Annotated in this window: 16 protein-coding genes; 11 read left to right on the forward strand and 5 right to left on the reverse strand. The window is 59.4% G+C overall.

From position 1 onward, the window contains the following. Nucleotides 1–951 (reverse strand): homoserine kinase, encoded by a 951-nt coding sequence (locus tag ACYZTK_RS15070; protein ID WP_462010622.1) that lies wholly within the window; start codon nt 949–951, stop codon nt 1–3. Nucleotides 952–1,009: 58 nt separating this feature from the next. Further along, nucleotides 1,010–1,300: a DUF2782 domain-containing protein gene (locus tag ACYZTK_RS15075; protein WP_462010623.1), complete on the reverse strand. Its 291-nt coding sequence runs from the start codon at nt 1,298–1,300 to the stop codon at nt 1,010–1,012. Between the two features lie 74 nt (nt 1,301–1,374). On the opposite strand from ACYZTK_RS15075, the gene polA reads away from it, so the two are divergent. Continuing rightward, a complete protein-coding gene (gene polA, locus ACYZTK_RS15080) occupies nt 1,375–4,143 on the forward strand; it encodes a DNA polymerase I (protein WP_462010624.1) in 2,769 nt (922 codons plus the stop codon). Nucleotides 4,144–4,535: 392 nt separating this feature from the next. On the opposite strand, the gene yihA is transcribed toward polA, so the two are convergent. Beyond that, nucleotides 4,536–5,180 carry a ribosome biogenesis GTP-binding protein YihA/YsxC gene (gene yihA / locus ACYZTK_RS15085; protein ID WP_462010625.1) on the reverse strand — a complete coding sequence of 215 codons (645 nt, stop codon included), beginning with the start codon at nt 5,178–5,180 and terminating at the stop codon, nt 4,536–4,538. Between the two features lie 191 nt (nt 5,181–5,371). On the opposite strand from yihA, the gene ACYZTK_RS15090 reads away from it, so the two are divergent. From ACYZTK_RS15090 to ACYZTK_RS15120, 7 genes are all read left to right on the forward strand, one after another. Then, on the forward strand, nt 5,372–5,662 hold the full coding sequence (locus tag ACYZTK_RS15090; protein ID WP_034149449.1) for a c-type cytochrome: 291 nt from the start codon (nt 5,372–5,374) through the stop codon (nt 5,660–5,662). 46 nt (nt 5,663–5,708) lie between these two features. Beyond that, a complete protein-coding gene (locus ACYZTK_RS15095; protein ID WP_462010626.1) occupies nt 5,709–6,320 on the forward strand; it encodes a c-type cytochrome in 612 nt (203 codons plus the stop codon). Nucleotides 6,321–6,520: 200 nt separating this feature from the next. Then, complete coding sequence (locus ACYZTK_RS15100) at nt 6,521–7,162, forward strand: thiol:disulfide interchange protein DsbA/DsbL (protein ID WP_462010627.1); 642 nt, start codon at nt 6,521–6,523, stop codon at nt 7,160–7,162. A gap of 14 nt (nt 7,163–7,176) precedes the next feature. Beyond that, nucleotides 7,177–8,040 (forward strand): endonuclease/exonuclease/phosphatase family protein, encoded by an 864-nt coding sequence (locus ACYZTK_RS15105; RefSeq protein ID WP_462010628.1) that lies wholly within the window; start codon nt 7,177–7,179, stop codon nt 8,038–8,040. Between the two features lie 12 nt (nt 8,041–8,052). Then, nucleotides 8,053–10,035 (forward strand): GGDEF domain-containing protein, encoded by a 1,983-nt coding sequence (locus ACYZTK_RS15110; protein ID WP_462010629.1) that lies wholly within the window; start codon nt 8,053–8,055, stop codon nt 10,033–10,035. 102 nt (nt 10,036–10,137) lie between these two features. After that, complete coding sequence (locus tag ACYZTK_RS15115) at nt 10,138–10,917, forward strand: N-acetylmuramoyl-L-alanine amidase (protein WP_462010630.1); 780 nt, start codon at nt 10,138–10,140, stop codon at nt 10,915–10,917. A gap of 76 nt (nt 10,918–10,993) precedes the next feature. Continuing rightward, on the forward strand, nt 10,994–12,607 hold the full coding sequence (locus tag ACYZTK_RS15120; protein ID WP_462010631.1) for an EAL domain-containing protein: 1,614 nt from the start codon (nt 10,994–10,996) through the stop codon (nt 12,605–12,607). Nucleotides 12,608–12,614: 7 nt separating this feature from the next. Here ACYZTK_RS15120 and ACYZTK_RS15125 read toward each other — a convergent pair whose 3' ends face one another. Beyond that, nucleotides 12,615–14,405 (reverse strand): KinB sensor domain-containing domain, encoded by a 1,791-nt coding sequence (locus tag ACYZTK_RS15125; protein ID WP_462010632.1) that lies wholly within the window; start codon nt 14,403–14,405, stop codon nt 12,615–12,617. A gap of 10 nt (nt 14,406–14,415) precedes the next feature. Further along, the gene (algB, locus tag ACYZTK_RS15130) at nt 14,416–15,762 is read right to left on the reverse strand and encodes a sigma-54-dependent response regulator transcription factor AlgB (RefSeq protein ID WP_462010633.1); all 1,347 of its coding nucleotides are present in this window, start codon (nt 15,760–15,762) and stop codon (nt 14,416–14,418) included. A gap of 433 nt (nt 15,763–16,195) precedes the next feature. On the opposite strand from algB, the gene ACYZTK_RS15135 reads away from it, so the two are divergent. The 3 genes from ACYZTK_RS15135 to ACYZTK_RS15145 all read left to right on the forward strand — a co-directional run bounded on the left by ACYZTK_RS15135 (nt 16,196) and on the right by ACYZTK_RS15145 (nt 17,196). Beyond that, a complete protein-coding gene (locus ACYZTK_RS15135) occupies nt 16,196–16,483 on the forward strand; it encodes a hypothetical protein (protein ID WP_462010634.1) in 288 nt (95 codons plus the stop codon). An 81-nt stretch (nt 16,484–16,564) separates the two neighbouring features. After that, entirely contained in the window at nt 16,565–16,729 is a 165-nt protein-coding gene (locus ACYZTK_RS15140; RefSeq protein WP_003177151.1) for a DUF1328 domain-containing protein, read from the forward strand. A gap of 2 nt (nt 16,730–16,731) precedes the next feature. Then, nucleotides 16,732–17,196, forward strand: a complete 465-nt coding sequence (locus tag ACYZTK_RS15145) for an inhibitor of vertebrate lysozyme family protein (RefSeq protein ID WP_462010635.1) — start codon at nt 16,732–16,734, stop codon at nt 17,194–17,196. The last annotated feature ends 556 nt before the right edge of the window (nt 17,197–17,752 follow it).

Below are 17,752 nucleotides of genomic sequence, written 5' to 3' on the forward strand. Positions count from 1 at the left end.
TTACAAGGCAAACGGCAACGGTGTACTCACCTTCTGCCGCTGCGCCAGCCGACGCTGGAACTCCAGCGGATCGTGAATCAACACATCCTGCCCGGCAAACGACTCCGCAGCGATCAACCGTGACAGCCAGAACCGCACGCACGCCACGCGCAGCATGGTCGGCCATAACTCCGCTTCTGCAGCAGTGAATGGACGCAACCCGGCATAAGCCCCCAGCAACGCCCGCGCCCGCGGCCCGTCGATAACGCCGTCGTCATCCGAGCACCAGTCATTCAAGGCAATCGCCACGTCATACAGCATCGGCCCCGAGCAGGCGTTGTAGAAGTCGATCAGCCCGGTCAGGTGCGTACCTTCGAACATCGCGTTATCGCGGAACAGGTCGGCGTGAATATTGGCCCGCGGCAGCGCCAGGATCCTGGTTTTCTGCAAGGTGATTTCGTCCAGCGCGCGCTGCAGCAGCTCGTTCTGCTCGGCATCCAGGTGCGACAGGAACTGCGTACCCTCCTCCAGCATCCAGTCCAGGCCGCGATCGGTCTTGCGCTTGATCATGTTGGCCTGGGTGGCCAGGTGCAGGTGGCCGAGCAACTCGCCCACCTGAGCGCAGTGTTGCGCGTTGGCTTGCGTGACGTGTTTGCCAGCCAGGCGCGGCTGCAGCAATGCAGGCTTGCCGGCCAGTTCACGCAAGGCCACGCCATCGGTGGTGCGCAAGGCGTAAGGCACCGGCAGGTCGGCGTCGTGCAGCACGTCCAGCAGTTCGATGAAGAACGGCATTTCCTGGACCGGACCGCGCTCTACCAAGGTCAGGACAAACTCGCCCTGCTCCAGACTGATGAAAAAATTGGTGTTTTCGCTACCGGCGGCGATCCCCTGGAAATCAAGCAGGCGGCCGAGCCCGTATGGGGCGAGAAAGGTTTCCAGCTCGGGCCGAGCCAGGGGGGTGAACACAGACATGTTTTAACTGCCAGTACGGGCGCCGCCAGATGAGCCAGCGCCGATTGAATTTAAGAAACTACTTCCACTCAAAGATCTTCCACGACGGAATCAGCATATCCGGCTGATCCGAGCGGATGAAATTTGCATCGGTCCCGTCCGCGCGCACCAGAAAATACGGCGGCGCTCCTTTTACCGTGACCTTGATCGCGTACAGGAAACCGTTTTGGCGGTATTCCTGAATGGTCTTGTCGCCTTCCGTACGAATGGTGACATCCGGGTCGGGTGACGGCGCATCGTCCGCCGCCATCACGGCCAACGGAGTAATTGCAAACAAGCCAGCCAGCAACAGGCGATTTAGTGTGCGCATGATAACCTTGTCCCTTTGTCGTCAACGGTCCCGCTATTCTAGCGCCGGACCCGCCGAAAAGGTTGATCCTGCTCATGAGCCAAGCCCCCCTCGTCCTGGTGGACGGTTCTTCTTACCTGTACCGCGCCTTTCACGCGCTGCCACCGCTGACCACTTCCAAAGGCCTGCCAACCGGTGCGGTCAAGGGCGTGTTGAACATGCTCAAGAGTCTGCGCAAGCAGTATCCGGACAGCCCGTTCGCCGTAGTGTTCGACGCCAAGGGCGGGACATTCCGCGATGACATGTACGCCGAATACAAAGCCAACCGTCCGAGCATGCCCGACGACATGCGCGTGCAGATCGAGCCTCTGCACCAGAGCGTCAAGGCCCTTGGCTTCCCGTTGCTGTGCGTCGAAGGCGTCGAGGCCGATGACGTGATTGGCACTCTGGCCCGCAGCAGCGCAGCGGCCGACCGTCCGGTGGTGATTTCCACTGGCGACAAGGACATGGCGCAACTGGTCGACGGCCACATTACTCTGGTCAATACCATGACCGGTAGCGCGCTCGACGTAGAGGGCGTGAAGGAGAAATTCGGGGTCGCTCCCGAGCAGATCATCGATTATCTGGCACTGATGGGCGACTCCTCCGACAACATTCCAGGCGTTCCGGGCATTGGCCCGAAAACCGCCTCCGGGCTGCTGGTAGGTGTGAACGGCGGGCTGACCGAGCTGTATGCGCAGCTCGACATCGTTCCGACCTTGCCGATTCGCGGGGCCAAGACCCTGCCGGCCAAGCTCGAAGAGCACAAGGAGATGGCATTTCTCTCCTACAAATTGGCGACTATCAAGATCGACGTGCCCCTGGACATCGGGCTCGACGAGCTGCAAATGGGCCAACCGGACCACGACAAACTCGCCGAGCTGTACACCCTGCTGGAGTTCAAAAGCTGGTTCGACGACAACCAGCGCGAGGCCAAGCGCTCCGGCCAGGAAATTGTCGAGGTAGTACAGGAACTGCCGGGCGCCGTTGAAGCCCAGTATGAAACCATCCTCGACCCGCAACGCTTCGAGGCCTGGCTGGACAAGCTCAACAAGGCGCCGCTGATCGCCTTCGTCACCGAAACCAACGGTGGCGATGCCCAGCATTCACAGCTGGTGGGCCTGTCGTTTTCCGTGGCGGCCAACGAAGCAGCCTACATCCCGCTAACCCATTCCTATATGGGCGTACCGGACCAACTGGATCGCGACACCGTGCTGCTGGCGTTAAAACCGCTGCTGGAGAATCCGGACAAGCTCAAGGTCGGCCAGCACGCCAAGTTCGAAACCAACATCCTGGCCAACTGCGCCATCGGTGGTGATCAGAGCAACGGCATTATGGTCCGCGGCATTGTCTACGACACCATGCTCGAGTCCTACGTACTCGACTCGACCGCCACTCGCCACGACATGGACAGCCTGGCGCTCAAGTACCTGGGTCAGGGCAAGACCGACTTTCAGGACATCGCCGGCAAAGGCGTGAAGCAGCTGACCTTCGACCAGATCTCCCTGGAGCTGGCAGGTCCCTTCGCCGCCGAAGATGCTGATGTGGTGTTCCGCCTGCACCTGGCATTGCAAGAAAAACTCGCAGCCACACCTAGCCTGGGCAAGGTGCTGGACGAAATCGAAATGCCGCTGATGCCAGTGCTGGCGCGCATCGAGCGTCAGGGCGCGTTGGTGGACGCCAATTTACTGGGCATCCAGAGCGTCGAGCTGGGCGACAAACTCACGACACTTGAGCGCGAGGCGTTCGCCATTGCCGGCGAAGAATTCAACCTCGGCTCGCCCAAGCAACTGGGGGTGATTCTTTACGAAAAACTCGGTCTGCCGGTGCTCAGCAAAACCGCCAAGGGCCAGGCTTCCACAGCCGAAGCGGTGCTGGCCGAGCTTGCTGAACAGGACTACCCGCTGCCCAAGGTGCTGATGCAATACCGCTCGCTGAGCAAACTGAAAAGCACCTATACCGACCGTTTGCCCGAGCAAATCAATGCGCGCACCGGCCGCATCCACACGTCTTACCAGCAGGCCGTCGCGGCGACCGGACGCCTGTCGTCGATTGACCCGAACCTGCAGAACATCCCGATCCGCACCGCCGAAGGCCGGCGGATTCGCCAGGCGTTCGTGGCGCCGAAGGGCTATAAGCTGCTGGCTGCGGACTACTCGCAAATCGAACTGCGGATCATGGCGCACCTGGCCAAGGACGAGGGCCTGCTGCACGCCTTCCGCAATGACCTGGACGTGCACCGGGCCACTGCGGCCGAAGTGTTTGGCGTCGAGCTGAGCGAAGTCAGCACCGACCAGCGCCGTAGCGCCAAGGCGATCAACTTCGGCTTGATCTACGGCATGAGCGCCTTTGGCCTGGCCAAGCAGATCGGCGTCGACCGCAAGCAATCCCAGGCGTACATCGACCGTTACTTTGCCCGCTATCCAGGCGTGCTGGAGTATATGGAGCGCACTCGCGCCCAAGCGGCTGAACAAGGTTTTGTCGAGACGATCTTCGGTCGTCGCCTGTACCTGCCGGACATCAACGCGAAAAACCCGGCCCTGCGCAAAGGCGCTGAGCGCACCGCCATCAACGCGCCGATGCAGGGCACGGCGGCAGACATCATCAAGAAGGCCATGGTGGCGGTTGATAACTGGCTGACCGCGTCCGGCCTGGACGCCAAGGTGATCCTGCAGGTGCACGATGAATTGGTGCTGGAAGTGCGTGAGGACCTGGTGGACCACGTGCGTGAAGAAATTCGCACGCACATGAGCAATGCCGCGAAACTGGACGTGCCGCTGCTGGTCGAAGTTGGGGTGGGCAACAACTGGGATGAGGCTCACTGAGCCTCGGAGCGCTGATCACACATCACCCCTGTAGGAGCGAGCTTGCTCGCGAAAAACGTGAGATCGCTGCGGGGATTCAGATTCCCCGAGTTATCGTTCACGAACATCGCGAGCAGGCTCGCTCCCACACGGGATTGCGCTGCGGCGTTTAGCCGCGGCCTGCCGACTTAGTCCGGAAAATTCTGACGCTTATTCCAAACGCGTTAGAAAAAATTCTGAACTAATCTGCAGAATCGGCACTCAGAGTTACTGAAAGGCTGGTGAAGCCCTTCAATGCTCCTATGTTGTGTTAAGTGTTGGCAGATATCTGGATCCCGCCCTAGCGGTCCGGAACTTGGACCCCGGAACTTCCCCCTCCCCATAAGAAGTCCGGGGTTTTTTTTGCCTGCGATTTACTGCTCCGCAGGTTCCGCGCCTTTGTCCGCCAGTTCCATCCAGCCCGCCAGTACAGTGTAGGCGTCTTCCAGGCCCAGGCGTTTCGGCGCCGAAAACAGCTGGATGGTAATCGCATCGCCCCAGCCCTTACGGATGTCCGACTGCACTTTGAGCAGCACATTCTTCGCCGCGCCGTAGGTCAGCTTGTCGGCCTTGGTCAGCAAAATGTGCATCGGCATACCGCTGGCGACAGCCCAGTCGAGCATCAACAGGTCGAAATCGGTCATTGGATGACGGATATCCATCATCAGGATCAGACCTTTCAAACTCTCGCGACCGCCCAGATAAGCTTCCAGGTGACGCTGCCAGTGCAGCTTCAACGGGATAGGCACTTTCGCGTAACCGTAGCCCGGCAGGTCGACCAGACGGCGATCATCGTCTAGCTTGAAGAAGTTCAAGAGTTGCGTGCGACCCGGAGTTTTCGAGGTCCGCGCCAGGCTGGCATGCGTCAGGGTGTTCAACGCGCTGGATTTACCGGCGTTGGAACGCCCGGCAAAGGCCACTTCAAAGCCTTCGTCGTCGGGACATTGATCGACTTTGGCAGCGCTGAGCATGAAGGTGGACTGTTGGCACAGGCCGAGGATGGGGTTCTTGAGTTGCATGGGATTTCCGATGTGGGCGGCGCCGGGAATGGACGCGGCGAGCAGTGTCGTTTCCGTTTCAGTGACGCCAGTATATAATGCCGCAGATTTTGTGTGCGCTTTGTCCCAGCGTAGGATGAAGTACACGAGAGCGATAGACCTTGATTGCGCATTAGAACGCAGCACGCTCTCAACCCTGAAAAGGTCGTTTTATGACGAAATGGCTGCTAGCTGCCGGTGTCTTGATGCCGCTTTACAGCGCTCAGGCTACACAGGATCCGGAAGCTGTGTACAACCGTGTTTGTGGTGCCTGTCATTCCGGCCAACTCCCAATGGCGCCCAGAAAGGGCGATCAGGAAGCTTGGACGCCGAGGTTGGCGAAAGGTATGGAGACGCTGGTGCAACACGTGACCCAGGGTTTCAAGGCGATGCCGCCGCGTGGTTTGTGCATGGACTGCAGTGCCGAGGATTACCAAGCCATCATCCACTGGATGAGCGAGTGATCCCGGCCCATAACTCTTTAACCCTTAGCCGTAGTTGGATTAGCTGATGAACAAATTGATCGTGAGTCTGCTGTTGACCGTGGGGATCTCCGGCATTGCCCATGCTGCAGGTGATGCGACTGCTGGTCAGGCGAAAGCCGCAGTATGTGGCGCCTGTCATGGCCCGGATGGCAACAGCATGGCGCCTAACTTTCCGAAACTGGCAGGTCAGGGCGAACGTTATCTGAACAAGCAGTTGCACGACATCAAGTCCGGCAAGCGTGTCGTACTGGAAATGACCGGCCTGCTGACCAACCTGAGCGATCAGGACCTGGCTGATATGTCCGCCTACTTCGCCAGCCAGAAAGGCAGCGTTGGCGCCGCCGACCCGAAAGTGGTGGCTCGCGGTGAAGCCTTGTTCCGTGGTGGTGACCTGGCCAAGGGCCTGCCATCCTGCACCGGCTGCCACTCGCCTAACGGAACCGGCAACGCAGCTGCCGGCTTCCCGCACCTGGGTGGCCAGCACGCCCAGTACATTGCCAAGCAACTGACCGACTTCCGCAAGGAAGAAGGCGGCCGCACCAATGATGGCGATACCAAGACCATGCAGACCATTGCCAAGCGCCTGAGCGACGAAGATATCGCAGCGGTGTCCAGCTACATTCAGGGCCTGCACTAAGACCGACACATGGAGCGTCAGGCGGGACGTACATCTCCTGCAACGTTAACGCTCTATTAATCCGTCGCGGTGAGTATAAAAAGGGTGGCTCTGGCCGCCCTTTTTTGTGGCCGCTGCCGTTACACTACAGAACTCAAGCCCGCCATGACCTGTCTGAAAACAGGTCGCGCGAGGCGACCAAAATTGTCCAGGAGTAAAGCATGCGTAATCTGATCATCAGCGCCGTCTTCGCCGCTGCCAGCCTGTTCGGCATGACTGCCCAGGCAGCCGAAGCCCCTGCTGCACCCTTTGTCGAACTGAGCAATCCGGTGCCGGTTGCCGTGCCTGGCAAGATCGAGGTGGTGGAGCTGTTCTGGTATGGCTGCCCGCATTGCTACTCGTTCGAGCCGGTGATCAATCCATGGGTCGAGAAGCTGCCTTCCGACGTGAATTTCGTGCGCATCCCGGCCATGTTCGGCGGTCCATGGGATGCCCACGGCCAAATGTTCCTGACCCTGGAAGCAATGGGTGTAGAGCACAAGGTCCATGCGGCCGTGTTCGAAGCCATCCAGAAACAACACAAAAAACTGCTCACTCCTGAAGAAATGGCAGAGTTCCTCGCCACCCAAGGCGTCGACAAGGACAAGTTCCTGGCCACCTTCAACTCCTTCGCCATCAAGGGCAAAGTCGTGCAGGCTAAAGAGCTGGCCAAGAAGTATGAAATCACTGGCGTTCCAACCCTGATCGTCAATGGCAAGTATCGTTTTGACGTCGGCTCTGCCGGCGGTGCCGAACAAGCACTGCAGTTGGCCGAAAAACTGGTCGACAAAGAGCGAGCGGCTAACAAGGCTGCTGCCAACTAAGCGCGGGGCCTGCCATGCGCCGCTGGGGAACTGAACGAGTGGTTGGCCTGCATGATCCGCGGGTCAACGAACATCACCTGGAATCCACGGGTTTGCCCGCAGACAGCCGTCTGCGGCTGCTCAGTTTCAATATCCAGGTGGGCATCAGTACCGAGCGCTATCGGCACTACCTGACCCGGGGCTGGCAGCATCTGCTGCCCCACACCGGGCGGGCGACCAATCTGCAGAAAATCGGCGATCTGCTGGGCGACTTCGATTTGGTCGCCTTGCAGGAAGCCGATGGTGGCAGCATCAGGTCAGGCTACGTCAACCAGGTCGAACACCTGGCCCAGCTCGGCGCTTTCCCGTACTGGTATCAACAACTCAATCGCAATCTAGGTCGCCTCGGCCAGCACAGCAATGGCGTGCTCAGCCGCTTGCGCCCGTGGGCGATTGAAGATCATCCGCTGCCGGGCCCCAAGGGTCGCGGGGCGATTCTGGTGCGCTTCGGTGAAGGCCCGGAAGCCCTGGTGGTGGTGATGATGCACCTGGCGCTCGGCGCCCGCGTACGCAGCCTGCAACTGGCCTACATCCGCGACTTGATCGGCGGCTACAAGCATCAGGTGTTGATGGGTGATATGAACACTCACGCCAGCGATCTGCTGCAGAACTCCCCGCTGCGTGATCTCGGCCTGTTGGCACCGCAGCTTGAAGCGACCTTCCCCAGCTGGCGCCCTCAACGCTGCCTGGACCATATTCTGCTAAGCCCCACCCTGACCCTCGAAAAGTTCGAGGTTTTGGCGCAACCTATTTCCGACCACCTGCCGGTCGCGGTAGAGATTCGTCTGCCGGGTTCGCTCACGGCTGATGCATTCCCCGCGCTGAGTACTGCCCCCTAGCGGATCCCTGGAATGAGCGACGAAGCACAGCGCTGGAAAGAGAAATACCTTCAAAGCATCGAACATCAGGAAAAACTCGAACGTCGCTGGGACGCCCGCCTCGACCTGCTGCGCCGTGGCCTGGTGCGCAGCACACTGGCTGCCGAGGGCACCGACCGGACGGTTGACGAATGCATGAAGGAAATGCGCGATGTAGTGCGCACCGATGACATGGACGCCGGCCTGGCCGCCCTGTTGCCGCGCCTGGAAAAAGCCGTGCTCGACTCCGAGCAACGCCGCGAAACCCGGGTCAACCAGACCAGCGCTGCACTGACCGCGCTGGTCGCCCAGTTGCAAGCGCTGCCGCTGCCGCGCGAAGTCAGCCGCCCGCTCAAGCAATTTGCCAGACAACTGGACGCACGGGTCGGCCAGGCGCGCGAGATGCCACTGCTGCTCAGCGAACTGAGCGGGCTGCAAGGTAAGGCACTTGGCCGCCTGGAGACTCCGGAAGAACCCGGTCGCCCTGGTTTGCTGCAACGGCTTTTTGGCAAAATTGAAGCTGAGGAAGCCGCTCCGGTAGCCATCCCGGCGCCCGTCTCGGCGCCTGCCGTGGAACCTCGTGCACCTGCGGTCGAGCCTCCAGCGGCGGCGACAGCCCCTGAACAGCCTGTTGCAATCGAAGAGCGACCCAGCGCAGCACCGGCACCGGCACCGGCACCGGCAACCGTTACGCCTGCCGCACCGCCAGCGCTACCACCTGCAGTCCCTACCCGGCCTGAAGCGCTTGAGCCGCCTCAAACACCCGCAATGGCCGTTGAAAACTCACCGCCAGCCAACGCCGACGAAGTCATTGAAGCGCCCGACGCCGAAGGCTCGCCGTCGCCTCCCGCCGGGAGCGAGGCACCCCACGCTGAACCTGAACCCATCGAGCAGGACATCACCTACGCGCTCCCGGACTCGCCAGAGCCCACTTACAGTTCGGTTGCAAAGCACATTGAAGACACACTCCTGGGCCTGCTCGACGACCTGACCCTGCCCGAGCGCCACCGTCCGCAAGCCGAAGCCATGCGCCTGCGCCTGCAAAACGGCTTGAACTGGTACGAACTGATCCCGATCCTGGATGACCTGGCTACCTTGATGCTGGCGATTACCGGTAGCGGCCAGCATGAATTTGAAACCTATCTGCAGCAGCTCAACGAACGCCTGGAGGCATTCCAGAGCAATCTGCGGGCTGCCAGCGATGGCCATGCCGACAACCGCTCTGCGGCGCGCGAGATGGACTCGCAAATTCGCGAACAGGTCGATGGCTTGCAAAGCAGCATGCAAGAAGCCGCAGACCTCGACGGACTCAAGCATGCCCTGGAAAACCATCTGGAAGGCCTGCTCGGCACCCTCGACCATTTCCAGCAGCAGCGCGACGAGCGCGAGCAAGAAGTGGCGACTCGCCTGCAAGGCCTGGCCGATCGGGTTGCCCATATGGAACACGAAGCCCTGGGTTTTCGTGAACACCTTGAGGAGCAACGTCAGAAAGCGTTGATCGATCCGCTGACCGGACTGCCCAACCGCGCTGCCTGGAACGAGCGCCTGGATCACGAAGTCAGCCAATGGCAGCAAAAGGGCGACAGCCTGTTGCTGGCCATGCTGGACCTCGATCATTTCAAGCGCATCAATGACAACTACGGCCACCTGGCCGGCGACAAGGTGCTGAAGATCATTGCGACCGTCCTGCGCAAGCGCTTGCGCGGCTCGGATTTCATTGCCCGATTCGGCGGCGAAGAGTTCGTGCTGCTGATGCCCGCCACGCCTGCGGCAACCGGCGCACTCCTTCTGGAAAAACTGCGCGCGGCCATCGAAGCCTGCCCATTCCACTTCAAGGGTGAGCCGGTGACCGTGACACTGTCCATGGGGATGACCGCGTTCCGGCCAGGCGAACACAGCGATGTGGCACTGAAAAGAGCCGATCAGGCGCTCTATCGGGCGAAACATGCCGGGCGTAACCGCATCGAAACGGGCTGAGTGCAATTGTCCCATTTTGTATAAATTGGCGCTTTGGCCATCGAGCTTCTCGGCATTACGTTACACTGTTGCATTGTTATCCATCGTGTATTGCCACTCGCCATGAAATATCTAGCCCTCATCGTGTCGTTCCTAGTGTTGGCCGGTTGCGCCAGTGGCCCGCGCATCGACACCAGTCACCCGTCCGCCAACCACGACAGTCGCGTCCAGTTTGTGGTGGTGCATTACACCTCGGCTTCGCTCGAGCGCTCGCTGCAACTGCTGACCCATGGCGAAGTCAGCAGTCACTACCTGATCGGCGACGACGACAAGGCAACCATCTACAAGTTGATGGATGAAAGCCTGCGGGCCTGGCACGCCGGCGAGAGCGAATGGCAGACTCGGACTTGGCTGAATTCCAGCTCCATTGGCATCGAAATCGTCAATCCGGGTTTCAAGGACACACCGACCGGCCGCCTCTGGTACCCCTACTCCGACGCGCAGATCCAGTCCCTGGTCTTCCTGCTCAAGGACATCAGCAAGCGCTACGGCATCAGCCCCCATAACATCATCGGCCACAGTGACATTGCGCCGGGACGCAAGCTCGATCCGGGCCCGCTGTTCCCATGGAAGCGCCTGGCGGAGCAAGGGTTGGGCGTGTGGCCAAACGAGCAAGTCGTGGCCCGCCAGCAAGTACAGTTCAATAACCAGCTGCCGAGTATCAGCTGGTTCCAGGGTCAGCTGGCGCGCCTTGGCTATGCCACCCCGCAAACCGGTGAACTCGACGTCTCGACTCGCCATGTACTGGCGGCTTTCCAGATGCACTTTCGCCCCACTCGCTTCGACGGCGCGCCGGATGCGCAAACCGCGGCACTGCTACAAGTCTTGAATCAGACAAAATAATGACGCCCGCCCGACGGTCGGGCGGTTTATGGATCCAGCAGCTATAACTCATTGGTAATTCTTCGGATGTTCCAGGATGGCTGCTACTCGAGAGACATTTCGTAGCTGGTTCTATCGCCCATGGTTTCTGGCGATGCTGGCTGCTGTCTTCAGTGCGACGTTATTGCTGACCGGTAGTTTGTTCGTCGCCGTTCACCAGATTGATAAAAGTGAAAGCGAGGAGATGAACGCCCAGGGCGAGCGTTTTCTCGCACGCCTGGAGCAGCTGTTCGGGCAGCTGCGAGAAAGCCTCGACGATCTGGAAGCCCAGCCGTTGCGTACCTGCGACGATGAAATGATCGCCACGCTGCAGCAGGTAACGTTCAACTATCGCTTCGTGTATGAAGCTGCCTACATGGACGCCCCGCGGATCTGCTCCAACCGCCCGCGCCAGGAAGGCCTGTCGATGAACCGCGCCCCTGATATCAAGGGCCCCACCTACAGCTATTGGCTGAACACCACCACCGAACCGGACGAGAATCGCGCGGCACTGATGCTCGGGCGCGGCAATTTTCGGGTGGCCACCTCGCGTGGGCATTTGACCGACATGGTCGACCTGTCGCCGGGCAGCAGCCTGCTCGTGGTCCTCGACCATGGCAAACGGGCAATTCAGGTTCTCGGCGCGGAGCAGGCTTGGCCACCGCTTGAAGCCTGGTCGCCAAAAAGCCGCGATGCCTTGCAGATCACCCAGACACACCTGATCTATCGCATGCCCACCAACAACCCTGCCTATCAACTGGTGCTGATCTCGCCGCGCACCGGCATCCACGTGCCACCGGTTTGGTGGTGGCTGATCCCTGCCAGTCTGGTGCTGGGCGGTTTTGTCGGGTTTCTGGTGTTCCTGCTGGTGCGTCAGCGCCAGTCGATGGATGCGGAACTCAGCGGCGCCATTCGCCGGGGCGAGTTGCAGGTGCTGTATCAACCGATCTTCGATCTCGACAGCCGCAACTGTGTCGGCGCGGAAGCCTTGCTTCGGTGGCGTCGACCGGATGGCACGCTGACCAGCCCCGACTTGTTCATCCCCATGGCGGAAAATACCGGGCAGATCCGCCAGATGACCGACTTTGTCCTGCAACGCCTGCTGGAGCAACTGGGGCAACTGCTGCGTGCCAACCCGCAGCTGTACATTTCAGTCAACCTCGCGGCCTGCGATGTCATGGTGCCACGAGTGGGACAGGTGATGGCCCGCTTGCTGACGCTGCACCGGGTAGCAGCCAAGCAGATCGCCTTTGAAGTGACCGAGCGCGGGTTGATCGATGTGGTCGTCGCCCGGGAAAACCTGCAGGCGTTGCGGGACGTCGGGCACCAGGTGCTGATTGACGATTTCGGCACCGGTTATTGCAGCCTGGCCTACCTGCAAACGCTGCCGGTGGACTGCCTGAAGATCGACAAGGCGTTTATCGACGCTCTGGGTCATGACGCGGCGAGCAGCGGCGTGGCCCCTCACATCATCCACATGGCCCAGGCCCTGCAGCTGAAGGTGATTGCCGAAGGGATCGAACTTGAATCCCAGGCTGCCTTCCTGAGCAGCGAAGGAGTGAAATACGGTCAGGGCTGGTTATTCGCTCATGCACTGAGCGCGGTGCAGTTCATTGAACTGATTACCCGTGGCCGCAGGCTGGCCGGTCGACGTCTGGATGACGAAGCCTGAAGCCGTTTCAGACCGCCAGGGCCATGTAGAACTGCGTGCCCTGTCCCGGTCGCGAATAAACCCCCATGCGCCCACCGTGCAACTGCACGATCTCCTTGCACAGCGCCAGACCGAGGCCAGCACCACCCTTCTTGCGGCCCACCTGCACGAAAGGTTCGAAGATCCGCCCTTGCTGACCGTAGGCAATCCCTTCACCGTTGTCCTCGACGCTAATGATCACACGCTCCCCATGGCGGCGTGCCTGCAAGCGGATCTGCCCGCCCGGGGAAGTATGGCGCAGCGCGTTATCAATCAGGTTGTCCAGGACCCGGTCCAACTGCGCCTGATCGGCTTGCAGCCGCGGTAATGGGTCCTGCACTTCCACCACCAGCTCGATTTCACTCGCGAGCGCGGTGCTGGAGAAACGATCGCGGGCCTGTTCCAGCAGCTCATCGATCGCGCACGGGGCCAGCGTCAGTTTCTGCAGGCCGTTCTGATAACGGGAGAAGTTAAGCAAGTCGTTGATCAACTGCATCAAGCGCTGCATCTCTTCATTTACCGTATCCAGCAGATCGGCTTCGCGGGAATCCTCAGGGAACTTGGCCCTTTCCCGGAACAGGCCGAACGCCATGTGCATGCCGGTCACCGGCGTGCGCAACTCGTGGGACGCGCGCAACACGAACTCGCTGCGCACCCGTTCGAATGCGCGCTGCTCAGTCACATCGTGCAGCACCATCACCGCGCCGAGAATGTGCCCCTGGGTGTGGCTGACCGGCGTCAGGCTGTAGGTGAGCAACCGCGACTCGCCGTCGACCTCGATGTTCAGGTCTTCCGGCGCTCGCTCCAGCGTGCCGCCACGCAGTACCAGCTGCAGCTGCCCATCAAGCTCAGGACGCTCAAGGGCCGAGCCCAATCCCTGCCCCCGGCGATCGGAATCCCAACCGAGTTGTCGCTGGGCCACGGGGTTCAAATGCTCCAGATGGCCTTCGCGGTCGATCATCAACAAGCCGTCATCGATGCTGTCGAGCACCGCTTGAAGGCGCTGCTGGCCAGCCAGCAATTCGTCGACATTGGTCGCCTGATGCTCGCGCAGCGCTTCGGCCATGATGCCAAACCGCTTGGTCAGCGAATTCATTTCAGCGGCAGAGGATATCGGCAGGGTCACTTCGAAATTACCCTTGCCGATATTGTCAGCCGCCTGGGCCAGCGCCTCGATCGGGGCACCGAAACGTCGAGCGATGGCGTGGGCCGTGACAAAACCGATGATCAGTACCGCCAGACCGACCAGCCCGATCAGTCCCGCCACCAGCAGCGCACGATCGCGCGCCGCGCGCTCGGTGTCATAAATGGCATCCAGGGCGCGCTTGTGTTCTGACAACAGGCCATTACGCAGCTTGTTGAACTTTGCCGTGAGCTCCTCGTTACCACTCAACACATGAGTGGGTTCACGTGTCTCGGCATAAGCCTGCAGAAAATCCTGATAGTCAGCCTTCGCCTGGATAAAACCGTACTTGAATCCATCTCCGACCTGCTCATGGGCAATGCCATCGTCAAGCAACTCCAGGTAGTGGTCGCGTGATTTGTCAAACGCACTGCGGTCGGGATTCTCGCTGAGCATGATGATCAGTTGATCGCCCAAGGTCTGGCGCAGTTTGAGTCCGAGATCGAGGGTGGCGAAATTGTTGCGAACCAGCGACTCCTGGGTGCTGGCCATCTGCATCACGCTGACCAGACCGAGCAACAATCCGAGCAGCGCGACGGTGATCAGCGCCGAGATACTCAGGAAGAGCCGGGTCCGCAATTTCATCGCCAGTTTCATCGGGGATGACTCACAAGTTGTACTGCTTGCGTTTGCGATACAGCGTGGAGGCATCAATGCCGAGCGTCTTGGCAGCCTGGTCCAGGGTATCGGCCGTGGCGAGCACCGCTCCGATGTGCGCCTTTTCCAGCTCGTCCAGACTCAGCGCGGCGCCGATGCGCGGCGCATTGTTGACCGGCGTTTCGGCCATACCCAGATGGCTGATTTCGACCCGCTCTTGCGGGCAGATGATGCTCGCCCGCTCTACAACGTTACGCAGTTCGCGAATATTCCCCGGCCAGCGATAACTGAGCAATGCCTCACGGGCCTCTTCACTGAAGCCCCGCGCCGGGCGGGCGTACTCTTTGACGAAGCGGGCCAGGAAGCGATCGGCAAGATTGAGGATGTCTTCACGGCGCTCGCGCAGTGGTGGCAGGTGCAAAGTGATGACATTCAGCCGGTAGAGCAGGTCTTCTCGGAAGCGACCGTCGCGCACCATGTCCTCCAGATTGAGGTTGGTCGCCGCGAGAATTCGTACATCAGCGCGCCGAGTCACTGGATCCCCGACTCGCTCATATTCCTTATCCTGAATAAACCGCAGCAACTTTGGCTGTAAAGTCAGTGGAAAATCGCCGATCTCGTCGAGAAACAACGTACCGCCGTCGGCCTGATTCACACGGCCCAAGGTGCTTTCGCTGGCCCCGGTGAACGCACCGCGACTGTGGCCAAATAGCTCGCTTTCCATCAGCTCGGCGGTCAGGGAAGGACAGTTGATAGTCACGCAGGATTTTTTCGCCCGCTTGCTCCAGCCGTGAATCGCTTGGGACAATTCACCTTTACCCGTGCCGGACTCGCCGAGGATCAGGATGTTGGCGTCGGTACCTGCCACCTGGCGGGCTGTTTCCAGCACCACTTTCATGGCCGGGCTGTGGGAATCCAGGCCGTCCTTGGGTTTGCGAATTTCACCTTCCAACGCTTCAAGACGCGCCGACAGCTGACGCACCTCCAGTTGTTTGGCGGTAGCCAGGCGCAACTGGTCGGGGCTGCACGGTTTTACCAGATAATCGGCGGCCCCGGCCTGGATTGCGTCGACTGCTGTATCCACCGCCGAATGCGCGGTGACTATGACTACCCGCATCCATGGCGCCTGGATGCGCATCTGCGCCAGTACGTCGAGACCGTTGTCCTCCCCCAGGCGCAAATCGAGGAAGCACAGGTCGAAGACCTGGCGTTGCAGCAAGGCATCCGCCTGCGCGGCGCTGTTGGCCGTGGCGACACTGTAGCCCTCGTCTTCGAGGCAGTAGCGGAAAGTTCGCAGGATGGCGGATTCGTCGTCCACCAGCAGAATGCGGCCTTGATGCTCAGTGGCTGACTCCATTTTCCTACGCTCCATAAAGAATGATCTTAGGTTAGTCCCGCAAAGATCGGGCAAGTTGCATGGTTAATTCTGTGCCTTTTCACCCCTGGCAGGGTAGTTATCTACGCTCTTCCCGGCCAAGCGATTGATTTAGCTGAATATTTAGCGAAATAACCGATTTTGGGCAATTGCCCACGTCCATTTCTGACATCCGCACCCTCCTTCCAATTCCCAAAGAATGAAAGTTCCTACGGATTTATCGTGCATTACGCACGACCGTAGAGAGCCCATCGTGCAGGATGCGTTCAATGTGATTTTTATCAATCTTTTAACTCATTGTTTTTAAACGATTTTTTTCTTAAAAAAAACTGGCATGCAGGCTGCAATAGTCAGGGTAATCAGGGCAATAGATCGCCCACAACAAGATAACCACCGAAGTGGGAGGAGTTTACGGATGAATCGCCAACGTGCCGCCCAATTGCGCATCTCGCCCCTGCATATCCAGCAAGGTCTTTTCGCTGTACTTGCGCTTTTGATCACTTTGATCGGCGGCCAGCAATTCCAGCGCTGGGAACAGAGCCAGCAGCAGGAAGCGCCGCAGTTGTCATTCAAATATCCGACTCAAACCCACTTCAGTGCCGCCAGCAGCCAACCTGCTGATAGTACTGCCCTGCGGATGATGGACGTCGACCAGGCCCAGCCTGCGGATGAGATGCCTCGTCAGGAACGTTGGGTGTTCTGAATCACCAACTTGGCGCGCTAGTTGCGCCGGGATAAGCACCACCAAGCATCACAACTAAATAGAAGCGTAAGGAGAATCACCATGTTGAGCTGGGCAATCACATTCTTGATCATTGCCATCATCGCCGCCGTACTGGGCTTCGGTGGTATCGCGGGCACCGCCACGGGTATCGCCAAGATTCTCTTTGTCGTGTTCCTGGTGATGTTCATTGCGTCGTTCTTCTTCGGCCGTCGCGGTCGAGGGTGAACATGAACGTCTCGTTGAAGACACTGGCAGCCGCCCTGCTAATGGGCGGTAGTGCCATGGCGATGGCGGCCAATGATGGCCAGGCGCGAGTCAACGAGTTGTTGAACTCTGACCCGCAGTATCGTGACACCTGGCAAGGCGTGGTGAAGAAGGAAGAACGCCTGCCGGAATGGGTGATGAACCTCTCCGGTGACGCCGAGCAAATGAATGCAGTTCAAGAAGATGGCGACCAGTATCTGGTAGGTCCGCTCTGCGAATCGCAAGCGACCTGTTTGAACCAGCGTCTGATCGTCGCCTTCAGCTTTGACAAGGACGATGCCTACGCAATGTTGGTCGAAGTGCCTGCAGGATTGCCGGAAGACAAGTCGCCGACGCGACATGCGACCTACCGGTTCCTCGGCAAGCCTGACCAAGGCATGCAAACCCTGTTGATGGAACAACTGAAGAAAGATCCAAAGTGGTACTGATTTCGAGATAGAAAGGGGCCGCAGGGCGCCTTTCCAATGCACTGCCCGATGAAGGCAGCTGCATGACCAAGGGGTCGGGATGTTCTGCCTGTTTCAGGGGCGGAGTGACCTACGGGTACAGGGAGTACCTGCGCAAGGGCCGGGTCAGGAAAAAGCTGCGACGCAGGTTCGCGATGTTCGATTACGACGAACCTGCGAAGAGCTTATGCAATCGAGGCATTCAGTTTGCACTTGATCCTCGCTTGCACCCTCCTCTCTACAATTCGAATCAATTACGCCGAAAAATACATTTCTCGGTGTTTCTCCGCGACCGTACATCGAGAAAAATAACCTGATTTTTCAATGGTATTTTCCCCTCAGGTACGCCGATATTCCCCAAAAAAACCCTTCCCAGGACTGATCAAAAAACACTCAACATGCGCTGCGATGGCCGGTTCACGGCACTTATGCCTGCCGAAATGTCGTATTCGAACCGGTTGGGACGCCAGTTTCAATTAGAAAAGCTCATGCCGATTCGGCATAGGGTAGGCGTTTACGGCATTAGACGTCGCATCCT

It is taken from the genome of Pseudomonas sp. LB3P31 (assembly GCF_054897945.1).

Bases quoted from the DNA above. Each gene is read 5' to 3' on its own strand.
- ACYZTK_RS15070 (WP_462010622.1), bottom strand. From the start codon at position 951: ATGTCTGTGTTCACCCCCCTGGCTCGGCCCGAGCTGGAAACCTTTCTC.
- ACYZTK_RS15075 (WP_462010623.1), bottom strand. From the start codon at position 1,300: ATGCGCACACTAAATCGCCTGTTGCTGGCTGGCTTGTTTGCAATTACT.
- polA (WP_462010624.1), top strand. From the start codon at position 1,375: ATGAGCCAAGCCCCCCTCGTCCTGGTGGACGGTTCTTCTTACCTGTAC.
- yihA (WP_462010625.1), bottom strand. From the start codon at position 5,180: ATGCAACTCAAGAACCCCATCCTCGGCCTGTGCCAACAGTCCACCTTC.
- ACYZTK_RS15090 (WP_034149449.1), top strand. From the start codon at position 5,372: ATGACGAAATGGCTGCTAGCTGCCGGTGTCTTGATGCCGCTTTACAGC.
- ACYZTK_RS15095 (WP_462010626.1), top strand. From the start codon at position 5,709: ATGAACAAATTGATCGTGAGTCTGCTGTTGACCGTGGGGATCTCCGGC.
- ACYZTK_RS15100 (WP_462010627.1), top strand. From the start codon at position 6,521: ATGCGTAATCTGATCATCAGCGCCGTCTTCGCCGCTGCCAGCCTGTTC.
- ACYZTK_RS15105 (WP_462010628.1), top strand. From the start codon at position 7,177: ATGCGCCGCTGGGGAACTGAACGAGTGGTTGGCCTGCATGATCCGCGG.
- ACYZTK_RS15110 (WP_462010629.1), top strand. From the start codon at position 8,053: ATGAGCGACGAAGCACAGCGCTGGAAAGAGAAATACCTTCAAAGCATC.
- ACYZTK_RS15115 (WP_462010630.1), top strand. From the start codon at position 10,138: ATGAAATATCTAGCCCTCATCGTGTCGTTCCTAGTGTTGGCCGGTTGC.
- ACYZTK_RS15120 (WP_462010631.1), top strand. From the start codon at position 10,994: ATGGCTGCTACTCGAGAGACATTTCGTAGCTGGTTCTATCGCCCATGG.
- ACYZTK_RS15125 (WP_462010632.1), bottom strand. From the start codon at position 14,405: ATGAAACTGGCGATGAAATTGCGGACCCGGCTCTTCCTGAGTATCTCG.
- algB (WP_462010633.1), bottom strand. From the start codon at position 15,762: ATGGAGTCAGCCACTGAGCATCAAGGCCGCATTCTGCTGGTGGACGAC.
- ACYZTK_RS15135 (WP_462010634.1), top strand. From the start codon at position 16,196: ATGAATCGCCAACGTGCCGCCCAATTGCGCATCTCGCCCCTGCATATC.
- ACYZTK_RS15140 (WP_003177151.1), top strand. From the start codon at position 16,565: ATGTTGAGCTGGGCAATCACATTCTTGATCATTGCCATCATCGCCGCC.
- ACYZTK_RS15145 (WP_462010635.1), top strand. From the start codon at position 16,732: ATGAACGTCTCGTTGAAGACACTGGCAGCCGCCCTGCTAATGGGCGGT.